The organism is Staphylococcus pseudoxylosus, from assembly GCF_003697915.1.
In the GTDB taxonomy this organism is placed as follows: Bacteria; Bacillota; Bacilli; order Staphylococcales; family Staphylococcaceae; genus Staphylococcus; species Staphylococcus pseudoxylosus.
The window spans coordinates 100464-120128 of record NZ_RCVN01000004.1; the positions used below are offsets into that span (position 1 = coordinate 100464).

Annotated in this window: 17 protein-coding genes; 6 read left to right on the forward strand and 11 right to left on the reverse strand. The window is 32.5% G+C overall.

From position 1 onward, the window contains the following. Positions 1-4: 4 nt before the first annotated feature. Genes D9V42_RS04710 through opp3b form a run of 4 tightly spaced genes read right to left on the reverse strand, consistent with a single transcriptional unit; the run spans position 5 to position 4033 of the window. Positions 5-949 (reverse strand): ABC transporter ATP-binding protein, encoded by a 945-nt coding sequence (locus tag D9V42_RS04710; RefSeq protein WP_122063428.1) that lies wholly within the window; start codon positions 947-949, stop codon positions 5-7. Next, the gene (locus D9V42_RS04715) at positions 939-2021 is read right to left on the reverse strand and encodes an ABC transporter ATP-binding protein (protein ID WP_122063430.1); all 1083 of its coding nucleotides are present in this window, start codon (positions 2019-2021) and stop codon (positions 939-941) included. Before D9V42_RS04715 ends, D9V42_RS04710 begins: the two co-directional genes overlap by 11 nt. Positions 2022-2039: 18 nt before the next feature. Then, a complete protein-coding gene (opp3C, locus tag D9V42_RS04720; RefSeq protein ID WP_107555440.1) occupies positions 2040-3107 on the reverse strand; it encodes an oligopeptide ABC transporter permease in 1068 nt (355 codons plus the stop codon). Then, complete coding sequence (opp3b, locus tag D9V42_RS04725; RefSeq protein ID WP_017722312.1) at positions 3107-4033, reverse strand: oligopeptide ABC transporter permease; 927 nt, start codon at positions 4031-4033, stop codon at positions 3107-3109. Before opp3b ends, opp3C begins: the two co-directional genes overlap by 1 nt. Before the next feature lie 244 nt (positions 4034-4277). On the opposite strand from opp3b, the gene D9V42_RS04730 reads away from it, so the two are divergent. Continuing rightward, the gene (locus D9V42_RS04730) at positions 4278-4652 is read left to right on the forward strand and encodes a DUF3899 domain-containing protein (protein ID WP_122063432.1); all 375 of its coding nucleotides are present in this window, start codon (positions 4278-4280) and stop codon (positions 4650-4652) included. A gap of 214 nt (positions 4653-4866) precedes the next feature. On the opposite strand, the gene D9V42_RS04735 is transcribed toward D9V42_RS04730, so the two are convergent. The 3 genes from D9V42_RS04735 to D9V42_RS04745 all read right to left on the reverse strand — a co-directional run bounded on the left by D9V42_RS04735 (position 4867) and on the right by D9V42_RS04745 (position 8669). Further along, positions 4867-6099, reverse strand: a complete 1233-nt coding sequence (locus D9V42_RS04735; RefSeq protein ID WP_122063434.1) for an MFS transporter — start codon at positions 6097-6099, stop codon at positions 4867-4869. Positions 6100-6471: 372 nt separating this feature from the next. Then, positions 6472-7716, reverse strand: a complete 1245-nt coding sequence (gene fabF / locus D9V42_RS04740; RefSeq protein ID WP_122063436.1) for a beta-ketoacyl-ACP synthase II — start codon at positions 7714-7716, stop codon at positions 6472-6474. Between the two features lie 11 nt (positions 7717-7727). Further along, positions 7728-8669, reverse strand: a complete 942-nt coding sequence (locus tag D9V42_RS04745; protein ID WP_107555436.1) for a beta-ketoacyl-ACP synthase III — start codon at positions 8667-8669, stop codon at positions 7728-7730. A 194-nt stretch (positions 8670-8863) separates the two neighbouring features. On the opposite strand from D9V42_RS04745, the gene D9V42_RS04750 reads away from it, so the two are divergent. Then, on the forward strand, positions 8864-9058 hold the full coding sequence (locus D9V42_RS04750; RefSeq protein ID WP_107555435.1) for a YjzD family protein: 195 nt from the start codon (positions 8864-8866) through the stop codon (positions 9056-9058). A gap of 216 nt (positions 9059-9274) precedes the next feature. On the opposite strand, the gene clpB is transcribed toward D9V42_RS04750, so the two are convergent. After that, positions 9275-11884 (reverse strand): ATP-dependent chaperone ClpB, encoded by a 2610-nt coding sequence (gene clpB, locus D9V42_RS04755; protein ID WP_122063438.1) that lies wholly within the window; start codon positions 11882-11884, stop codon positions 9275-9277. Between the two features lie 322 nt (positions 11885-12206). Here clpB and D9V42_RS04760 point away from each other — a divergent pair, with 322 nt between their 5' ends. Both D9V42_RS04760 and D9V42_RS15690 read left to right on the forward strand, forming a co-directional pair. Then, positions 12207-12626, forward strand: coding sequence for a nuclear transport factor 2 family protein (locus D9V42_RS04760; protein WP_107555433.1), 420 nt, complete (start codon positions 12207-12209; stop codon positions 12624-12626). Positions 12627-13147: 521 nt separating this feature from the next. Beyond that, complete coding sequence (locus tag D9V42_RS15690) at positions 13148-13318, forward strand: SDR family NAD(P)-dependent oxidoreductase (protein WP_425275807.1); 171 nt, start codon at positions 13148-13150, stop codon at positions 13316-13318. Positions 13319-13715: 397 nt separating this feature from the next. Here D9V42_RS15690 and D9V42_RS04770 read toward each other — a convergent pair whose 3' ends face one another. Then, positions 13716-15542 (reverse strand): acyltransferase family protein, encoded by a 1827-nt coding sequence (locus D9V42_RS04770; protein WP_107555432.1) that lies wholly within the window; start codon positions 15540-15542, stop codon positions 13716-13718. A 226-nt stretch (positions 15543-15768) separates the two neighbouring features. Next, the gene (locus D9V42_RS04775; protein ID WP_017722322.1) at positions 15769-16077 is read right to left on the reverse strand and encodes a metal-sulfur cluster assembly factor; all 309 of its coding nucleotides are present in this window, start codon (positions 16075-16077) and stop codon (positions 15769-15771) included. Positions 16078-16190: 113 nt separating this feature from the next. Between D9V42_RS04775 and D9V42_RS04780 the strand changes: the two genes are divergently transcribed. Together D9V42_RS04780 and D9V42_RS04785 are read left to right on the forward strand one after the other, a co-directional pair. Next, positions 16191-17033: a Cof-type HAD-IIB family hydrolase gene (locus tag D9V42_RS04780; RefSeq protein ID WP_122063440.1), complete on the forward strand. Its 843-nt coding sequence runs from the start codon at positions 16191-16193 to the stop codon at positions 17031-17033. 32 nt (positions 17034-17065) lie between these two features. After that, a complete protein-coding gene (locus tag D9V42_RS04785) occupies positions 17066-18388 on the forward strand; it encodes a CoA-disulfide reductase (RefSeq protein ID WP_107555430.1) in 1323 nt (440 codons plus the stop codon). 251 nt (positions 18389-18639) lie between these two features. Here the strand turns inward: D9V42_RS04785 and D9V42_RS04790 are convergent, their stop codons facing one another. Next, positions 18640-19548, reverse strand: a complete 909-nt coding sequence (locus D9V42_RS04790) for a ketopantoate reductase family protein (RefSeq protein ID WP_122063442.1) — start codon at positions 19546-19548, stop codon at positions 18640-18642. Positions 19549-19665: the final 117 nt, after the last annotated feature.

Consider the following 19665-nt stretch of genomic DNA (forward strand, 5'->3'; position numbering starts at 1 on the left):
CCTATTAAACAGAAGCCTCTTGTGTTTGAGATTTTAATGCTTCAGCTTCTTCATCTGTAGTAAATACATAATGATTTGCTCTAATTTCATGTAATACGCGTTGATTATTCTTAGTGTCATCCTCTTTAAAATGCGTTCTTTTTCTAACTCTTTCACTTTCAGGGTCAGGCTGTGGTACAGCAGAAAGTAATGACTTCGTATAGGGATGCATTGGGTGATTGTAAATTTCATCTGCACTGCCTATTTCTACAATTTTACCAAAATGCATAACCGCAATTCTGTCTGAAATGTATTTAACCATTGATAGGTCATGAGCAATAAATAAAAATGTTATGCCACGTTCTCTCTGTAATTTTAATAACAGATTTACGACTTGTGCTTGTATAGAGACGTCTAACGCCGAAATAGGTTCATCAGCAATAATAAACTCAGGCTCAACTGCTAATGCTCTTGCAATACCAATACGTTGACGTTGACCACCTGAGAATTCATGAGGATAACGATTAGCATGCTCTTTACTTAAACCAACAGTTTCTAACAAATCGTAGACACGTCTTTTTCGGTCTTTTACCCCTGTTGAAAGTTTGTGTATATCAATCCCTTCAGCTACAATATCCATTACCTTCAGCCTTGAGTTTAATGAAGCATAAGGATCTTGGAAAATCATCTGAATTTTTTTATTGAATTTCAAAGAATCTTTACGATTTTTAATTTTTTGAATATCCACGCCTTCATATAAAATCTCGCCATCCGTTATTTCATTTAATTTAATAATCGCTTTGCCTGTGGTTGACTTGCCACATCCTGATTCACCAACAAGTCCAAATGTTTCGCCTTTATAAACATCAAAAGAAATGTTTTCAATAGCTCTAACTTCATTACGTTTACCTTCGTTAAAATATTGTTTTAAATTTTTTACTTGCAATAATAACTCACTACTATTCTCCATTGAAAGACACCCTTTCTACCTGTTGTGGTTTATCAAAGTTATTTGTCATTTTACGCAAACGTTTTTTGACCATTTCGGGTGGTTCTACGTGAGGCGCACGATCGTCTAGCAACCATGATTTCACAAAATGTGTTGGCGATACTTGATACCATGGTGGTGGTGTCTTGAAATCAATATCTAAAGCAAATTGACTACGATCCGCAAACGCATCCCCTTTTGGAGGATGTAACAAATCTGGCGGTGTACCAGGAATCGCTAGCAGCTCTGTATCAGTACCAGTTGTTAAGTCTGGCATAGAAGAAAGTAATCCCCAAGTATATGGATGTTTAGGATCATAGAAAATTTCATCTACATCACCTGTTTCTACCATTTGACCACCATACATTACAGCAACTCTATCCGCTATATTTGCTACAACGCCTAAGTCATGTGTAATAAATATAATAGAGGTACTGATTTTATGTTGAAGCTCCTTCATCAGCTCTAATATTTGTGCTTGCATTGTCACATCAAGTGCCGTTGTAGGCTCATCAGCGATAAGTACTTTCGGTTCACATGCGAGTGCCGTTGCTATAACGATTCTTTGTCTTTGTCCACCTGAAAATTGATGAGGATACGCATTAAATCGTTTTTCAGCATTTGGTAAACCAACTAGGTTCAGAATTTCAACTGCTCTTTTTTTTGCGTCTGCTTTATTATAATTTTTGTGTTTAATGAGTGGTTCCATAACCTGTTTTCCGATTTTCATTGTTGGGTTTAATGAAGTCATCGGGTCTTGGAAAATCATAGAAATGTCTTTACCACGCAATTTAATTAATTCTTGCTCTGATTTTTTCGCTAAATCTTCACCTAAGAAGTTAATTTGTCCTTTTTTAATTCTTCCGGCGTCACCTTGAAATAATTTCGTAATAGCTTTTGTTGTCACTGATTTACCTGAACCAGATTCACCGACAATTGCTAAAGTCTCCCCTTTATCGATAACAAAATCAACGCCTCTTACCGCTTGCACTTCCCCTGCGTCGATATCAAAGGAAACATGCAAATCACTAACTTCTAATATTCTTTCTGACATATCTGTTGCCTCCTTTTATTATCTACGCATTTTCGGATCAAATGCATCACGTAATCCATCACTAAATAGATAGAAGAATAAGATTAGTAAACTTAATACTAACGCTGGTATAAATAGTTCATGTGGATGAATGAGCAACATAGCTCTTCCTTCATTTACCAAAGAACCCAATGATGTTCTTGGCGCAGGCACCCCAATACCAATAAAGCTTAAGAATGCTTCAAAAAATATTGCGTTAGGTACTGTAAACATTGAAGTTACTACAATAACACCTAACGTGTTAGGTAAAATATGTTTGAAAATCAGTTTGAATTTTGATGCACCCAATGTTTTTGAGGCCAAAACAAACTCTTGGTTTTTCAACTTTAAAAATTCTCCACGAACTACACGACTCATGCCAATCCATCCTGTGATAGCCATTGCTAAAATAATCGTCCATATAGAGGGTTCAAAGATCAGTACAAATAAAATCACAACAATAAGTGTCGGAATAGAAGCAACAATTTCTATGATACGTTGCATGACATTATCTAATCGACCGCCAAAAAATCCTGATATTGCTCCGTATATGACCCCTATAAATATATCTAGTAAGGCAGCGACAACACCAATAAATAATGATACTTGTGCACCTTGCCATGTTCTTGACCATAAATCTCTACCTAATTGGTCTGTTCCGAACCAGAAGTTTTCTTTAACCCCAGCTTCTTTATAAGCATCAACGCCTTGTGCACCCTCACCATCAAATGGTAAGAATGAAATTTGGTCTAACACTGGTATCTTAGCCGGAAGGTTACGACGCTCAACATCTTGTTCAGCATAGTCATGTGAACTTAACAGTGGCCCTATCAACGCTAATAGTACAATAATAATTAAACCAACCATTCCTACTACTGCGAGCTTATTACGTTTCAATTGTGTCCATGCATCTTGCCAAAAGTTTTTGCTCTCTCTTTGCATTTCAGGTTCTTTTTCAATATCATTGTTACTTCTAATAAAATCAGATGCTGGAATAGCTTCAGAGGTAGTAGTCATCACTGCATTTGAATGATCATCTTTTAAGTTTTCATCTCTTTTATCAGCCATTATTTTTTACCCCCTTGTACACGAATACGTGGATCAATAACACCATATAATATGTCTACAAGGAAAATGGAAACAATAAATAGTGTACTGAATAAAATCGTCGTTGCCATGATAACTGGGAAGTCATTTGTTGTTATTGATCTAACGAATTGATCCCCCAAACCAGGCACGCCAAAGATATTTTCAATTGTTAGTGTACCTGTCAGGATACTCGCTAACATCGGCACAATAATTGTTATAACTGGAATTAATGCATTCCTTAATGCATGACCAAATAATACTCTCATTGTTGAATTACCTTTGGCTCGTGCTAACAAGATATAATCTGAACTTAATACTTCAATCATTTCCGCTCTTATGTATCTAGCCACGGTTGCTAGTACTGCTGCAGATAAAGCTAGTGAAGGTAGCACTGCTGTTGATAGCCCTTCCCAACCCGCAACAGGAAACCATTGTAATCTTACCGAAAAGACATATTGCAATAATACTGCTAATACAAATGATGGTACTGAAACCGCAATAACTGAAATTACCGTTGCAGAATAATCCACCCAGGTGTTTTGCCGTACTGCCGCTATGACCCCCAAAATCAAACCTAGTATTACGCCGATAACCATCGCTGTCATCCCCATCTCAAACGACGGTAATAACCTCGGTTTTATTAAATCCCAAACAGGTTGATTGTCATATTGGAATGAGTTACCAAAGTCCCCCGTAACTACATTCTTTAAATAACTCGCATACTGTACAGGTACCGGATCATTCAGACCATATTTTTCATTTAAAATTTGTTTCTGCTCTTCATTTAATTTTTCATCATTAAATGGCGAACCTGGCATTAACTTCATTAAGAAAAACGTGATCGTTATGATTATGAATAATGACAAAATCATATACCCTAAACGCTTCATAATATACTTAAGCATATTTTATCCCCCTTTAATTTCAGAATAAACATTCCCTTCAAAATATTCAGAAATATTTAATAACATTATACTTTTAGTTCATATTTTAATCAACATTGTTTTACTTTACATTATTAAAGTAATCATTTTTTAAATAAATTTATAAATCTTATAAGTACTGTTGCAAAAGAAATTCCATCAATTATTATTCATTTCCAAGTAATTTTAAGTTACAATAAATTTATTAATTAAAGGAGACAAAATAATGAAAAATTTAACTTCTATATTTGGTTGGGCGCTTTTAACACCCATCCTTTCTTTGCTATTTTGGTTTTTCGTTTCACATACCTTAATATATTTCATTAATATTTTCTTCTATATTTCGATTTCATTAACCATATTCTTTTTTATTATTATTATCGTACAAGAAGGTATTTTTGATCCTACAAGTTATGGTTTTAGAAGACTAAAATATCAACTTTCAAGTAAAAAGCACAAATATACCATGGAAAATGATGAATTTTTTAAACCTAAGCAAGTCAAAAAAGATGACTATTTTGTCTCTCCATGGGTGAAAATTGCATTTAGTTTTAATTTATTTTATTTAATACTCTCAATCGTCATATCATTTTCAATTTAAAGCCCACCCTAATTGGTTAATTTAATTAAAATAGTGATACGTTATATATTTTTTGTAATGCTACCAAACATTCAAACAAAAAATGAGTCCGAGACATAACTAGTTGTCTCGGACTCATGCATTATATGAACAGAAAATGATTATATCTTCACTAAAAACAGATTAATTCTACTAAATCATTATAGCCAACAATGATTGCTTGCTCTCTTTTTTATTATTTCGTTTCAATATTCGGGTTACAAAACAAAGCATAATATAACAATACAAACCCTATTAAAACAACGATTGCAACGTATACCGACATCATCCATGGTAAAACAAAAGCCCCTATAATTAATCCAGAACGTGCTAATAAGTTACCACCATAAAACGAAACCATACCAAATGTATTATATGTACTTCGTTTATCATCTGGTATCATTAAAAATCTTTGTGCGTTTTGTATAGGTGAATATATCAATTCCCCTAATGTAGCAATCATTGAGAATAAGCATAAAATCCAAAATGAACTCGCAGATGTCAGCACACTATAACCAACGGTGTATAATATAATACCTAAAATAAATGCAATGCTTTTGGATGTTGATTCCACAACTCTATTTACTGTAAAAGTTAATGTAGCTACAACAAGTGTATTGATTATCATAATAACAGTAAACATTCTTACTCCATCTATGTAAAAACCAAAAAAGCTTAAAGGTTCAAAATCAGACTTCAATCTAACCACAATATAAGAATTTAAACTTAACTCTGCCATAATTACTAACATAAAGCCTAAATTTAGCATCATAAAGTACTTATCTTTAATAACAGTATGGTAACTATTAATAAAATGTTTGAATTTTGATGTTAATTCTTCTTTTTTATTATAAATTTGCTCTACATCATAGTATTTCTCAAAAAGGTACCAGCTTATGAGCATTGCTAAGAAAAATATCATAAATAATAATCGTTTATGACCTAAATAGAGTAAAGCACCTAGCACCATACCAATTGCTGTACTAATATTAAACATCCAATAATTTAGTTGATACACGTATTCGCGAACTTCTTCATAAATTGCATCCATAATCGCTGCCTCAAAAATAGGTTCACTTGCAGCAAACATAATTTCAAAAATAAAAACTGTCACACAAAAAACAACTAATCCTATGCCGTCCATAGTAACGGTTATACTTAAAATAATGAGACAAATTGCATAAAGAAAATGAATGTAATTTACCACTTTCTTCCTATTATAATTATCTCCTATATATCCACCTATGAAGGACACAATGAAACTTACAATAAGATTTGTAATTAAGAAAATACCCGCAAACACTGCGTTCACTTTACTAGTTAAATATAATGCCAAAAAAGGTAAAATCGCTTGACTTGCAATAATTAATATAAAATCTGCTATAAGTCGTGTTTTTAATGTGGTGGATAGAGTTAAAAACCTTTTCATCTTATGTCCCTCCTTTATTCATTTTATCAATGTTTACTATTATACATTAAATGTATATTGTGAACAGATGATTATTAAATAAATTATACTTTTAATTGCTAATATTGCCACTAAAAATATGTTTTAACTATTTAAATACTTCATAAGATTTTATTAACTTAAATAAATAGAATTCACACTAATAAGAGTGTTTTTAAGTATTGGTCTACCTATTTTGAATAAAAAATCAAATTGAGGTTAAAGTATTTTAATAAATTTTCAAAGTATAGCTCTTTAAATTTATCCGAACGCAAAATAAACCAAACACTAAAAATATAGCGTTTGGTTTATTTTAATATATATAATATAACAGTATGAAAATACTATACAATTTTAGTCACTAAATTTCTTCAATACAATGACTGCATTATGTCCACCGAAACCTAAACTGTTACTCATTGCATAAGTAATATCTAAATCTTCTGCTTGGTTAGGCACGATATCTAAATCACATTCTGGATCTGGTGTGTTCGCATTAATTGTTGGTGCAATACGGCTATCTCTAATTGAAAGCGCAGAAAAGATTGCCTCAATACCACCTGTTGCACCAAGTAAATGACCTGTCATTGATTTAGTAGAGCTTACTTTTAATGTGGAAGCAGCTTCACCAAAAGTATTTTTTATAGCTTGGATTTCAGTTAAGTCACCTACTGGCGTACTTGTTCCATGCGCATTAAGATATTGAACATCTTTAGCTTCAATACCAGCATCATCCATAGCAGCTTGCATAGCACGAGAACCGCCTTCGCCTTGTGGTGCTGGAGCAGTAATATGATATGCATCACCCGTTGAGCCATAGCCTACAACTTCTGCGTAAATTTGAGCACCGCGTGCTTGCGCTGATTCTAAAGACTCTAATACTACAATACCAGCGCCTTCACCCATGATGAATCCATCACGACCTTCTTGGAAAGGACGACATGCTGTTTCTTTATCATCGTTTGTAGATAATGCGCGACTAGCGCTAAATCCTGCAATTGCCATATGTGTGATTGGCGCTTCCGCCCCACCTGTAACCATTGCATCTGCATCGCCACGTTGAATAATCTTAAACGCTTCTCCGATTGAGTTTGTACCAGTTGCACAAGCTGTTACTGTTGAACCATTTGGACCTTTGGCCCCAATATCAATTGACACTTGCCCAGTTGCCATATCAGGTATAAGCATTGGTACAAAAAACGGACTCACTTTTCTTGGGCCACGGTTAATTAATTGGCTATGAGAAATTTCAAATGTTTCCATACCGCCAATTCCTGAACCAATCCATACTCCAATTCTGTTAGCAGTGTTCTCGTTAATTTCAAGTTTAGCATCTTGAACCGCTTCTCTAGCAGCTACTACCGCATATTGAGTAAAACGATCCATTCTACGTGCTTCTTTTTTCGGAATATGGTCTTCTATATTAAAATCTTTCAGTTCTCCAGCTAAATGAACACTGTAATCTGTTGTGTCTAGTCTTGTAATATTCTCAATACCATTAACACCTTTCAACGCGTTATCCCACGATGATTTAGCATCGTTGCCTAGAGGTGATAATGCGCCAATTCCTGTTATTACAACACGCTGTTCTTTGCTCATAATTTATCCTCCTATTTTCCCCATCTTAGTGTGACAGCGCCCCATGTTAAGCCGCCACCAAAACCAACTAATACAAGGACATCGTCATCTTTAATTTTGCCTTTTTCTAATTCTTGGCCGATACTTAATGGAATAGATGCTGCTGACGTGTTTCCGAATCTATCTACAGAAACACTCATTTTTTCTTTTGGTATACCCAAACGTTCTCTAGCAGATTCCATGATTCTAATGTTTGCTTGATGTGGTACAAACATATCAACGTCATCCGGAGTTAAATTTGCTTTAGCCACTGCGTTTGTTGACGCTTCACCCATGATTCTTACAGCAAATTTAAATACTTCACGACCGTTCATAAATATTTTGCCATTTTCTGGGTTTAAAAATAAATGTTTTGCTCCTGAGCCGTCTGAACCTAGTTCATAGCTTAAAATTCCACGTCCTTCTGATACCTCACTAATAACTACTGCCCCAGCACCGTCTCCAAATAAAATAGCTGTTGAACGATCTGTAAAGTCAGTAATTTTAGACAATTTATCTACGCCGACAACTAATATATTTTTATAATCACCAGATTGTACAAATTGTTTTGCATTAATCATTGCATACATAAAACCACTACATGCTGCAAGTTGATCCATGGAAGCAACTTTCCCAACGCCTAATTTTTCTTGTAAAATATTAGCGACTGTTGGGAAAGGAAAATCACCTGTCGATGTCGCTACAATAATCATGTCAATTTCTGAAGCTTCAATCCCTGCATCTTCGATTGCTTTTAAGCTCGCTTGATAAGCCATGTCAGAAGTTTCTTCGTTTTCATCTGCCCATCTACGCTCTTTAATACCAGTCATTTGTGAAATCCACTCATCTGAAGTTTCTAAAAATGATTCAAAATAGGTATTTTCAACAACTTTTTCAGGTGCGTATGCACCAAAACCTTTAATACCCACATCCATGGTTGTACACCTTCTTAATCTTAATTTTAATTTTCCTTTGAATTAAACTTTTAATACCAGGTATTAATTTAACATAATACACATTTCAAATACAAGAACAACACATCGAAATTTTAAATATTACTTCTCTCTATACAAACTACACTTAATTATTTATAATGAAGATATATATATTATATTGGAGGCATTACATAATGAAATACCTCGCAGTTTTATTTTGGTCTATTATCTTATTACAAATGATTAATTTCGTACTTAATAGTTTGAATGGTGGCGGTGCACTTAACTATGTAACACCGATTTTTGGAGCAATTGCTTTTACAATTATTATCGTTTTATTAGATATGGTGATTAAACCTAAAAAGCATGATACCAAAGAACAACACTAAATACGGTGTAAGATAGCAATCGGATCATTCCATTGTCTCACCCCGTCAAAGATAACTATATCATTAAACAAGTCCAAGGCATATAAATGTCTTGGACTTGTTTTTTTATAATAAAAGGGACGAGTCAGAAAACAAATGATTACTTTGCTTTCTATAACGCGTCCCCAACTAAATTAGTTTAATTAGTGAAATTGCTTTCTATATTAATAGTATTTATTAAACTATTTCAGGTTTATTTTCAGAAAATGTTAAACCATCATCAGTCAATGCAATATCGATCGTTGTACCTTCAGGTAAGTTTTCTCTTATCATTTTGCGTGCTAATGGTGTTTCAATTTGTCTTTGAATGAAACGTTTCAATGGTCTTGCACCGAACTGTGGTTCATAAGCTTCTTCCCCTAACCAAGCTTTCGCTTCATCTGATACATTGATTGAAATACGTTGTCCCATTAATCTAATATTTAACTCTGTTAATAATTTATCAACAATTAAACTCATATCATTAATAGATAACGGTTTGAATAAAACAATGTCATCCATACGGTTAATAATTTCAGGTTTAAAATATTGGTTTAAACTGTTCATCACAGCTTTTTCTGTTGTTTCAGTTATCACACCTGAATCTTTAACATTTTCTAATAAAATTTGCGAACCTATGTTGCTAGTCATAATGATAATTGTATTTTTAAAGTCTACTTCACGTCCTTTAGAATCCGTCAAGCGACCTTCTTCGAGTATTTGTAACAATACGTTAAATACATCACTGTGTGCTTTTTCAATTTCATCTAATAGAATTACAGAATATGGATTACGGCGAACTGATTCAGTTAATTGTCCACCTTCGTCATGGCCTACATAACCTGGAGGTGCACCAATCAAACGAGAGACAGAATGTTTTTCCATATACTCACTCATATCAATGCGAATCATATGTTTCTCAGAATCAAATAACGTTGATGCTAATGATTTAGCTAATTCTGTTTTACCGACACCTGTAGGACCTAAGAATAAGAAACTACCAATAGGTCTGTTAGGATCTTTGATACCTGCGCGCGCTCTAACAACCGCATCAGAAACTAAATCTACTGCTTTATCTTGTCCTACAACACGTTCATGTAGTATCTCTGAAAGGTTCAACAGTTTCTCTCTTTCAGTTTCTACAAGTTTTGAAACTGGAATACCTGTCCACGAACTAACAATAACTCCAATTTCTTCATCAGAAACTATTTCACGAATAATACGTTCATTATCTCCATTTTGTTCATTTTGGAATGCATCTTCTAACTCGCGTAATTCTTTTTCTAATTCTGGAATTGTACCATGTTGTAGTTCAGCTGCTCTTTCTAAGTTGTAATTATTTTCAGCATCTTCTAATGCTTTTCTGTTTTCATCTAATTCCGTACGTTTTTCTTGTAATTTAGCAATTTTTTCTTTCTCTTCCTCTACACGAGATTGAATTGCATTTTGTTTTTCTTTTTCATTAGATAATTCTTGTTGTAACTCTTGCAAACGCTGTTTACTTGCATTATCTGATTCATTTTTTAATGCGCTTTCTTCGATTTCTAATTGCATTACACGACGATTAACTTGGTCTAATTCCGTTGGATTAGAACCCATTTCTGTTCTAATTGTCGCACATGCTTGGTCTACTAAGTCGATTGCTTTATCTGGTAAAAAGCGATCTGTGATATAACGATCTGAAAGCTCTGCAGCAGCTACTAATGCTTTATCTTGTATACGTACACCATGATAAACTTCATAACGTTCTTTCAAACCACGTAAAATTGAAATTGTGTCTTCTACATCTGGTTCCGATACACTTACCTTTTGGAAACGACGTTCTAAAGCTGAATCTTTTTCAATATATTCTCTATATTCATTTAATGTTGTAGCTCCAATACAGTGCAATTCACCTCTAGCAAGCATTGGTTTCAACATATTTCCGGCATCCATTGCACCTTCTGTTTTACCAGCGCCAACAAGCATGTGAATTTCATCTATGAATAGTATGATTCTACCGTCTGAATCTTTCACTTCTTTCAAGACTGCTTTTAATCGCTCTTCAAATTCCCCGCGATATTTTGCACCTGCAACAAGTGCACTTAAGTCTAATTCAAAAATCGTCTTATCTAATAACGACTCAGGTACGTCTTTTCTAACAATTCTCTGCGCTAAGCCTTCAACAATAGCTGTTTTACCGACACCTGGTTCACCGATTAACACGGGATTGTTTTTTGTTTTTCTACTTAAAATTCTTACGGTATTTCTTATTTCTTCGTCACGACCAATCACTGGATCCATATTACCTTGACGTACTTCTTCTACTAAGTCTCTACCATATTTTTCTAAAGCTTCATAATTTGCTTCTGGATTTTGTGTTGTCACATGATTTCCCCCTCTTATTTTTTTAATAATTTCTACGATAACTTCTTTTTTATTATCTACATATTGTTTTGTCGTATCATCAATGTCCATTGCAGCTAATATGATATGTTCCATTGAAATGTATTCATCTTCATATGATTTCATATATGATTCTGCACTATTGAATAATTCATTTGCTTTTTGACTAATATATTGTCCGTATTGAACGTTATCTCCTTGTACGGTTGGATAGTTTTTCAATTTGTTCGTATATGCATGATTTAAATGTTCAGTATCAATGTGAGCTCTCTCTAGCACACTTTTAAATAAACTTTCGTTTTCTTCAAGCGCTGCTTTTAACACAGCTTCAATTTCTATATTTTGGTTTTCATTTGATTTTGCTAATTCAACAGCTTTTTGTAAAGCGCCTTGAACAGCATAGGTCATTTGATTAATATCCAAAATGATTCACCTCACCATTTAGTATTTGATCAAGCGTCCCAAAGTTTGACTTTGACTTTCTTTGACCTTAACTATATTATAATACTTCTTATTAAATTAATCAATAATAAAGGACTCTTTTTTATATTCTTTTCATAAGACTTAAAAGCTTACTACACCGTATACTTTGCCTGTTTAACATAGAATAAAACATACATCTATTATCAATAAATAATCAAATTCAACTAGCACTTTCACTTTGATTAACAAAGTAAATACAATGACAGCACTTAGGATTATGTTACGATTATTGTAAATAGACATTATAAGGGAGTGTGCTTACATGGAACAAGAAATTAAAAAACCAATACCGCCTTTCAATAAGCAGACAGCGTTGGAAAAAGTAAAGATAGCTCAAGATGCATGGAATACAAGAAATCCAGAAAAAGTTTGTCTTGCTTATACGGAAGACTCAAAATGGAGAAATCGTACTGAGTTTTTTGAAGGACGCGAAGCAATCAAATCTTTTTTATATAAAAAATGGAATAAAGAACTTGATTATAAATTAATGAAAGAATTATGGTGTTACACAGATAATCTTATTTCTGTTCGTTTTGAATACGAATGGCGAGATGCAGAATCAAATCAATGGATGCGTACACATGGCAATGAACATTGGGAATTTAATAAAAATGGCCTCATGACTAGAAGAGATATGAGCGCAAATGATTACCCGATTAACAAAGAAGATAGAAAATATTAGTATTAAATATAGATTAATGAATCTTATTATGATTAATACTATATTTATAGAGGAAAATAGAACCTCTTATATTGTTTACTAAAGAAGATTATCATATGAATCAAAATTCAATGTATAAGACTATATTAGTGATAGGTGCGACAAGTGGTATAGGTAAAATCATCACAAAGAAATTACTACAAATATGAATATTGTATCTGTAGCTAGAAACCAAAATAAATTAAATAGTTTAGCTTCCGAATTAAATAACGACGCTACATTACTCACGACACAAGCAAATTATATCTAATAAAAAAGAAATAGAGTTTGTAGTTAAACAAGCCGAAACGTATTTTGAAACAGTTGATGTTCTTGTTAATAACGCAGAAAAAATGGGTTCTAGTAGGATCTTAGATCGTTCAGTATATGATTGATATAAATATTAAAGGTTTGCTTTACGGTGTAAATTCGATAGCCAGAAATATGGTCAATAATCAAAAAGTCATATCGTCAATATTTCTTCCGATTCAGGATTTGAAGTTATTGAACATTTATCTGTTTATGGTGCTACAAAATTCTCTGCGCACGCTATTTCTATAGTTTTAGAAAAAGAACTAGCTCATATAGGTGTATGTGTAAGAAATATATCACCAGGTATGGTGGAAATAGAACTCAGATCGAGAAGCCCCTTCGAAGAAAACAGAAAAAATTAGATCCTAAAGATATTGCTAATGCTGTATCCTATGCTATTTCTTAATCAAAGCATGTTAATATTAACGAAGTCAATGTGCGTCCTCCTTAAAATAATTAATTTAAAAAGGTATGCTAAGAAAGCAATTGCTCTCTTAGCATACCTTTTTTAGTTTTAAACTTTAATTTGATTTGTAACATCGTTAACGTCTACATGCACGCTTTTTTCACAGTTTTGTTATCTTTAAACTTTAAAAGCATCATTAATAAGAATCTTATATGTTTTCCATTAGGCCTAACGCAGTTAAATCGTGAACCAGTATCCTTACCTTCAAACGTTAGCTATACTGCTACACTGACATTAGACGATACTGATAAATTGATTATTAAAGAACTTCAAACATTATTATGTTTTTTAATCTATTTAGATTTTTTGGCAATATGTTTTAATATTTCATCTGTCATTGCTTTAATACCTGCATTTTCTAAATGTATACCATCAGGTGCAAAATATTCTGAATGACCTTCAGAACGTTTATGCCAATCGATTAAAGTAACATTGTCATGTTTTTTGGCAGCATCCGCCATCAATTCATTAACGTGACTTTCATAACTCCTAGGTACTCGTGTATTTACTAAATACACTTGAGCTTCACCGAATTTTTTAATTAATTCATTTAATTGTTCTTCGGAAAAGTCTCCATTTGTTCCCAATTCTAAAATAACTTGATCTGATTTTTGATTATAATTTTGATATTTTTGATCCACTAATGGTATGGCTTCATATAAATTCCTACCAACTTGGCCATCAATATTAGCATGAGGTACTTGCATTTTAAAGGTTTCTCCAATATCAACCATTACAGAATCTCCAATTAGTAATGGTTTTAAATCTGCATATACTTCATTATCTTTATCTTTTTTAAAGTCAGAGTCACCTAAGAAGTTAACGTCATCCACCGGAATAGGTCTGACTAAATATTTATCTATGTTATCCGTATTGTATGACGTTGCTTTATCGTTTATATCATTTTTACCTAGTTTGTCAAAGCTCCCTGCAAAGACAAATATGGTAGATATTAAAAATAGAATTAACACGATTAATCTAATTACTGCCTGTTTATTTACACGTGAGATACTAAATACTTGCATCCCCCGTTTTCTAAACGGCGTCTCTATATAACGATAGGACATTTCTGACAAAATAATAGTTAAAATAATATCAACAACATAAACATAAACAGGTAATTGCCCATCTACATAATATGAATGTATAAAGCTAATTACAGGGAAATGCCATAAATATAAACTATAAGAACGTTTCCCTATGTATATAAATAACGGATTACCTAATATTTTAGCAAAATAGCCGGAAGGATGTACTGCACTCATAATTACAAATAACGTCAATCCTGAAATTAAATAAAAACCACCATTATATATCCAATTACTATCATCGTTCACTATAAAGAAAAGCATTAACAATAGTGCGATGCCAACAACGCCTATACTATCAATGATAGTTCTCAATATATGGTTTGGATTTTTCTTTAATTTAAACGGAGGCCAAACAAATGCGAAGATTACACCTAATAACATAGTCTGTAACCGTGTGTCAGTACCAAAGTAAACCCGTGAATGACCAGTTTGTGCTTGGCCAATAATAATCATTGTTAATAAAGAAACTAATGAGATTATCCAAAGTATTAAAGTTACATTTCGATATTTCTTTATTATGAGCAGTAATAAAATAAAGACGATAGGAAAAATAATATAGAATTGTTCTTCAATTGCAAGTGACCATAAATGTTTTAACGGCATAAAAGCAAACTGTTCGAAATAATTAACATCTGTTGCTATGTACCACCAATTAGACACATAAAAAATAGCTGCAAAGGCATCTTGTTTAATATTTACAATTTCAGCAGGTTTAAATATTAAAGTTGCTACCGTTACAACCATCACAAGTACCAACATGGCTGGAATTAACCTTTTAATTCGCCTTAACCAAAATTGTTTTAAATTAATAATACCTGTGGACTCATATTCAAAAAGTAATAAGCTAGTTATCAAATAACCGGAAATCACAAAGAATGTATCTACACCTAAAAAGCCACCAGTCAACCACTGTTTGTTTAAATGATAGATTATAATACCTATGACCGCGATTGCTCGCAATCCATCTAAACCTGGCATATAGCGCGTACTATACTTTAACTGCTTATGCTTATTTAAATTATTGTTCATTTCTATTCATTCTTTCATCCCCAAAATAAAATATTTTACTATTATTCCTTATCATTCACTCAACCATTGTAATACTTCTGTAATATAACTGCAATCATTTTAATGAATTGCACTACAGAAAAAATATGTTTTTAAATACCCTGAATTTTAAGAATATTAGCTAAAAAAATAGCCCAATGTACATTAAGTACATTAGACTATTTTATAATTACTATTTTAATTTGGCTTAACCGATACCTAAAGCGATTTTAGCATAACGAGACATCATTTCTTTGCCCCATGGTGGACTCCAAACAATATTTACTTCTGTATCTGAAATCTCTGGAATTTCTGCTAACACCATTTTAACTTGGTTTACAATTTGAGGTCCCATTGGACAACCCATAGATGTCAATGTCATTTCTACAGTACATAAGCCTTCGTCATCTACATCTACATTATATATTAAACCTAAGTTGACGATATCGATACCTAACTCAGGGTCAATAACCATTTCTAAAGCATTCAATATGCTATCTTTTAATCCTTCATCCATACATTTCACCTCTTCGTAATTAATCATACTAACAATATATCAAATATCTTACAAAACGCCAATAAAATGCTATGATATTCATACGTCAATTATTAAACATTAAGGAGAATTCAATGGAACCTTATTTAATTTGTCTAGATTTAGACGGAACACTTTTAAATGATGAAAAAGAAATCACACCTTATACAAAAGAAGTATTAACTCAATTACAAAAACAAGGACATAAATTAATGATTGCCACTGGTAGACCATATAGAGCTAGCCAAATTTATTACCATGAATTGAATATGGATACGCCAGTTGTGAACTTTAATGGTGCATTCGTACATCATCCCAAAGATGATCAATTTGAAATAAAACATGATGTATTAGATTTAGATTTATCTAAAAATATAATAAAAAGTTTAAATGATTATGGTGTATCTAATATCATTGCAGAAGTCAAAGACTACGTGTTTATTAATAACTATGATCAAAGATTATTCGATGGATTTTCAATGGGCAATCCAAAAGTAGAAACTGGAGATTTACTCACTTTATTAACTGAATCCCCTACATCTATTTTAGTTGAAGCAGAAGAATTCATGATTCCTAGAGTCAAACAAATGTTAACACGCTTTTACGCAGAAAACATAGAGCACCGTAGATGGGGATCACCATTCCCGGTCATTGAAATTGTTAAACAAGGAATTAGCAAGGCGCGCGGTATAGATTACGTAAAGACTCATTTAGGTATCGACAGAAATCATATTATCGCGTTCGGTGATGAAGATAATGATTTAGAAATGATTAAATATGCTAAATACGGTATTGCCATGGACAATGGATTGGACGAACTTAAACACGTCGCAAACCAAGTTACATATTCTAATAATGAAGATGGTATTGGACGATATTTAAATGATTATTTCCAATTAAATATGCCTTATGAAGAAACTATAAAATCTCAAATTTAATTTGCGATTTTAATTTGAGGAGGCCATTCAGTATGAATAAAATTGTAGTCGTTGGTGCAGTTGCTGGAGGCGCAACTGTAGCTAGTCAAATAAGAAGATTGGATCAAGAAAGCGAAATTGTTGTTTTCGAAAAAGATCGTGACATGAGTTTCGCTAACTGTGCGTTACCTTACTATTTAGGCAATGTCGTTGATTCACGCGACAAAGTACTTGAAGCAACGCCAGAAGCTTTTTATGATTCTAAAAATATAATAGTAAAAACGTATCATGAAGTGACATCTATAAATGATGATTCACAAACAATTACAGTCTATGATCACGTGCATGATACTTCGTTTGAAGAACACTATGATACTTTAATATTAAGTCCTGGATGTAGTGCAAATTCGTTGAACTTAAATAGTCCTATAGCATTTACTTTAAGAAATATGGAAGATACAGATGCAATTGAAGCTTTTATTGAACAACAAAATGTAAAAAAAGCACTTGTTGTAGGTTCGGGTTATATAGGCTTAGAAATTTTAGACAACCTTTATGAACGCGGTATCACGCCTACGCTAATCCATCGCTCAACTCACATTAACAAATTGATGGATCAAGATATGAACCAAGCTATTATTGATGAAATGGATAAACGTCAAATCACTTATCGCTTTAATGAAGAAATAACAAAAGTAGATGGTAAGAAAGTATATTTCTCCTCTGGTAAAGCAGAAACATTTGATTTAATTATTGAAGGTGTAGGTGTAAAACCAAATTCAGAGTTTATTAAATCATCGAACATCACTTTAGACGACAAAGGTTATATCCCTGTTAATGACCAATTTCAGACTAATATACCAAATATATATGCGCTTGGCGATATCATAACATCACATTATAGACACGTTGACTTAAATGCACACGTGCCCCTAGCATGGGGAGCACATCGTGGTGCAAGTATCATTGCTGAACAATTGGCAGGTAATCCTAAAGTAAAATTCAAAGGATTTTTAGGCTCAAATATCGTAAAATTCTTCGATTTTACCTTTGCTAGTGTAGGCTTATCGCCACAAGAATTAAAACATTTTGATTATGGCATAGTCGAAGTTAATCAAGGTGAACATGCGGGATATTACCCTGGAAATAAAAAATTACACTTACGAGTTTATTTTGATAAAGCTAACAGACGTATTATTCGTGCTGCTGCAGTTGGAGAAAAAGGTGTAGACAAACGTATCGATGTCTTATCGATAGCAATGATGCAAAAATTAACAATTGATGAACTGACAGAATTTGAAGTTGCTTATGCACCACCATATAGTAGACCTAAAGATATCATCAATATGATAGGTTATAAAGCTCGAAATAAATAAAAAATCCAACTTTATTTTACTAACACAGAAAACAAAAAACCGATGATTTTTAGCCAGATACTGACTAGAAATCATCGTTTTTTTATTAGTAATTTAACTTTTAGGCTTGCTATAAAGCAGAATAATTCTAAAAAAATTTTTCTTTTTATAGAAATTTTCGTATTAACTTAACTACACTTTTAACAACTATACTTATGAATAATCTTCTTATTTATATCAAAAGAAATTGATTATAATATAGTTAAACTTTATTACCTTAATTCTATAATCATTTCATCTAAATAATTTGTTGTTAACGCTGTTTGTTTATTTAACAATTTTATATCTTTGTATAAAGCATTAACTTCTGAATTTGAACCTTGAATTTGATTCATTATTTTGATATTAATAATTAATTTTAATAGTGGGTAAGCAAGCCATTTAAAATTCTTAAAAAGCGTCGACTGTAATTTTGGGACAATGTTATAGTTACTATGTTCAATTAGTGAATGTAATTCATTATATGACTTAATCATATTACTAAGAAGTTGTTTTTGATTTTCTTTATATTTATGTTTCAACGATATCCCTGCATTTAGAGGTATTATCATTGCGGCATGTGACATTAACCAATCTTCGAACCTTGTTTCATAAGTTAATTTAATAGATGCATTTTTAAAAATTGCATCAAGTTTATTATGGAATGGGATTACTCCATTAAGATGACTTACTTTTAATTCCCCTGCATTAAATCGAATAACAGTTGTGGCACTCTCCCCTCTATTTCCTCCAGTCATTAAAAAACCAAAAGATATATTTTTATGTGTGATTGATTGGCGAAGTACTGTTTGACGAAGCTTATGAGGATCAGTGTTATTACCTATAAAAATAATATTGGTACTTATATTTTGAGCTAATGAAGGTACAACTGAGTAAAAATCTGAATACTTCAATGTTACAAAGATAATATCATAGTTATCATGCTTATCTAAATTGCTTACATAGTTAAAGTGATCCGTAGTTCTTTTATTTTGTAAATAATGATTCAACACAACGCCTCTGTTATTTAAGCGTTTATAATTTTGACCTCTAGCTAATAATGTTATGTTATTTTCAGGTTGATTTAATACATGTGCTAAATATTGCCCTTGTACTCCAGCGCCATAAATAAGAATATTCATATGCGTCCTCCTTTTTAATGAACATTTGTTCATTAACTTGAACTTATCATTATAAAAAGTTAAACTCAATAAACAAAATAAGTATATTGATGCTTATTGCACAGATTTCAAAAATCG

Coding starts and splice junctions, on each gene's coding strand:
- D9V42_RS04770 (WP_107555432.1), bottom strand. CDS start 15,542: ATGAACAATAATTTAAATAAGCATAAGCAGTTAAAGTATAGTACGCGC.
- fabF (WP_122063436.1), bottom strand. CDS start 7,716: ATGAGCAAAGAACAGCGTGTTGTAATAACAGGAATTGGCGCATTATCA.
- D9V42_RS04730 (WP_122063432.1), top strand. CDS start 4,278: ATGAAAAATTTAACTTCTATATTTGGTTGGGCGCTTTTAACACCCATC.
- D9V42_RS04760 (WP_107555433.1), top strand. CDS start 12,207: ATGGAACAAGAAATTAAAAAACCAATACCGCCTTTCAATAAGCAGACA.
- D9V42_RS04785 (WP_107555430.1), top strand. CDS start 17,066: ATGAATAAAATTGTAGTCGTTGGTGCAGTTGCTGGAGGCGCAACTGTA.
- D9V42_RS04780 (WP_122063440.1), top strand. CDS start 16,191: ATGGAACCTTATTTAATTTGTCTAGATTTAGACGGAACACTTTTAAAT.
- D9V42_RS04710 (WP_122063428.1), bottom strand. CDS start 949: ATGGAGAATAGTAGTGAGTTATTATTGCAAGTAAAAAATTTAAAACAA.
- D9V42_RS04735 (WP_122063434.1), bottom strand. CDS start 6,099: ATGAAAAGGTTTTTAACTCTATCCACCACATTAAAAACACGACTTATA.
- opp3C (WP_107555440.1), bottom strand. CDS start 3,107: ATGGCTGATAAAAGAGATGAAAACTTAAAAGATGATCATTCAAATGCA.
- D9V42_RS04745 (WP_107555436.1), bottom strand. CDS start 8,669: ATGGATGTGGGTATTAAAGGTTTTGGTGCATACGCACCTGAAAAAGTT.
- D9V42_RS04790 (WP_122063442.1), bottom strand. CDS start 19,548: ATGAATATTCTTATTTATGGCGCTGGAGTACAAGGGCAATATTTAGCA.
- D9V42_RS04775 (WP_017722322.1), bottom strand. CDS start 16,077: ATGGATGAAGGATTAAAAGATAGCATATTGAATGCTTTAGAAATGGTT.
- opp3b (WP_017722312.1), bottom strand. CDS start 4,033: ATGCTTAAGTATATTATGAAGCGTTTAGGGTATATGATTTTGTCATTA.
- D9V42_RS04750 (WP_107555435.1), top strand. CDS start 8,864: ATGAAATACCTCGCAGTTTTATTTTGGTCTATTATCTTATTACAAATG.
- D9V42_RS04715 (WP_122063430.1), bottom strand. CDS start 2,021: ATGTCAGAAAGAATATTAGAAGTTAGTGATTTGCATGTTTCCTTTGAT.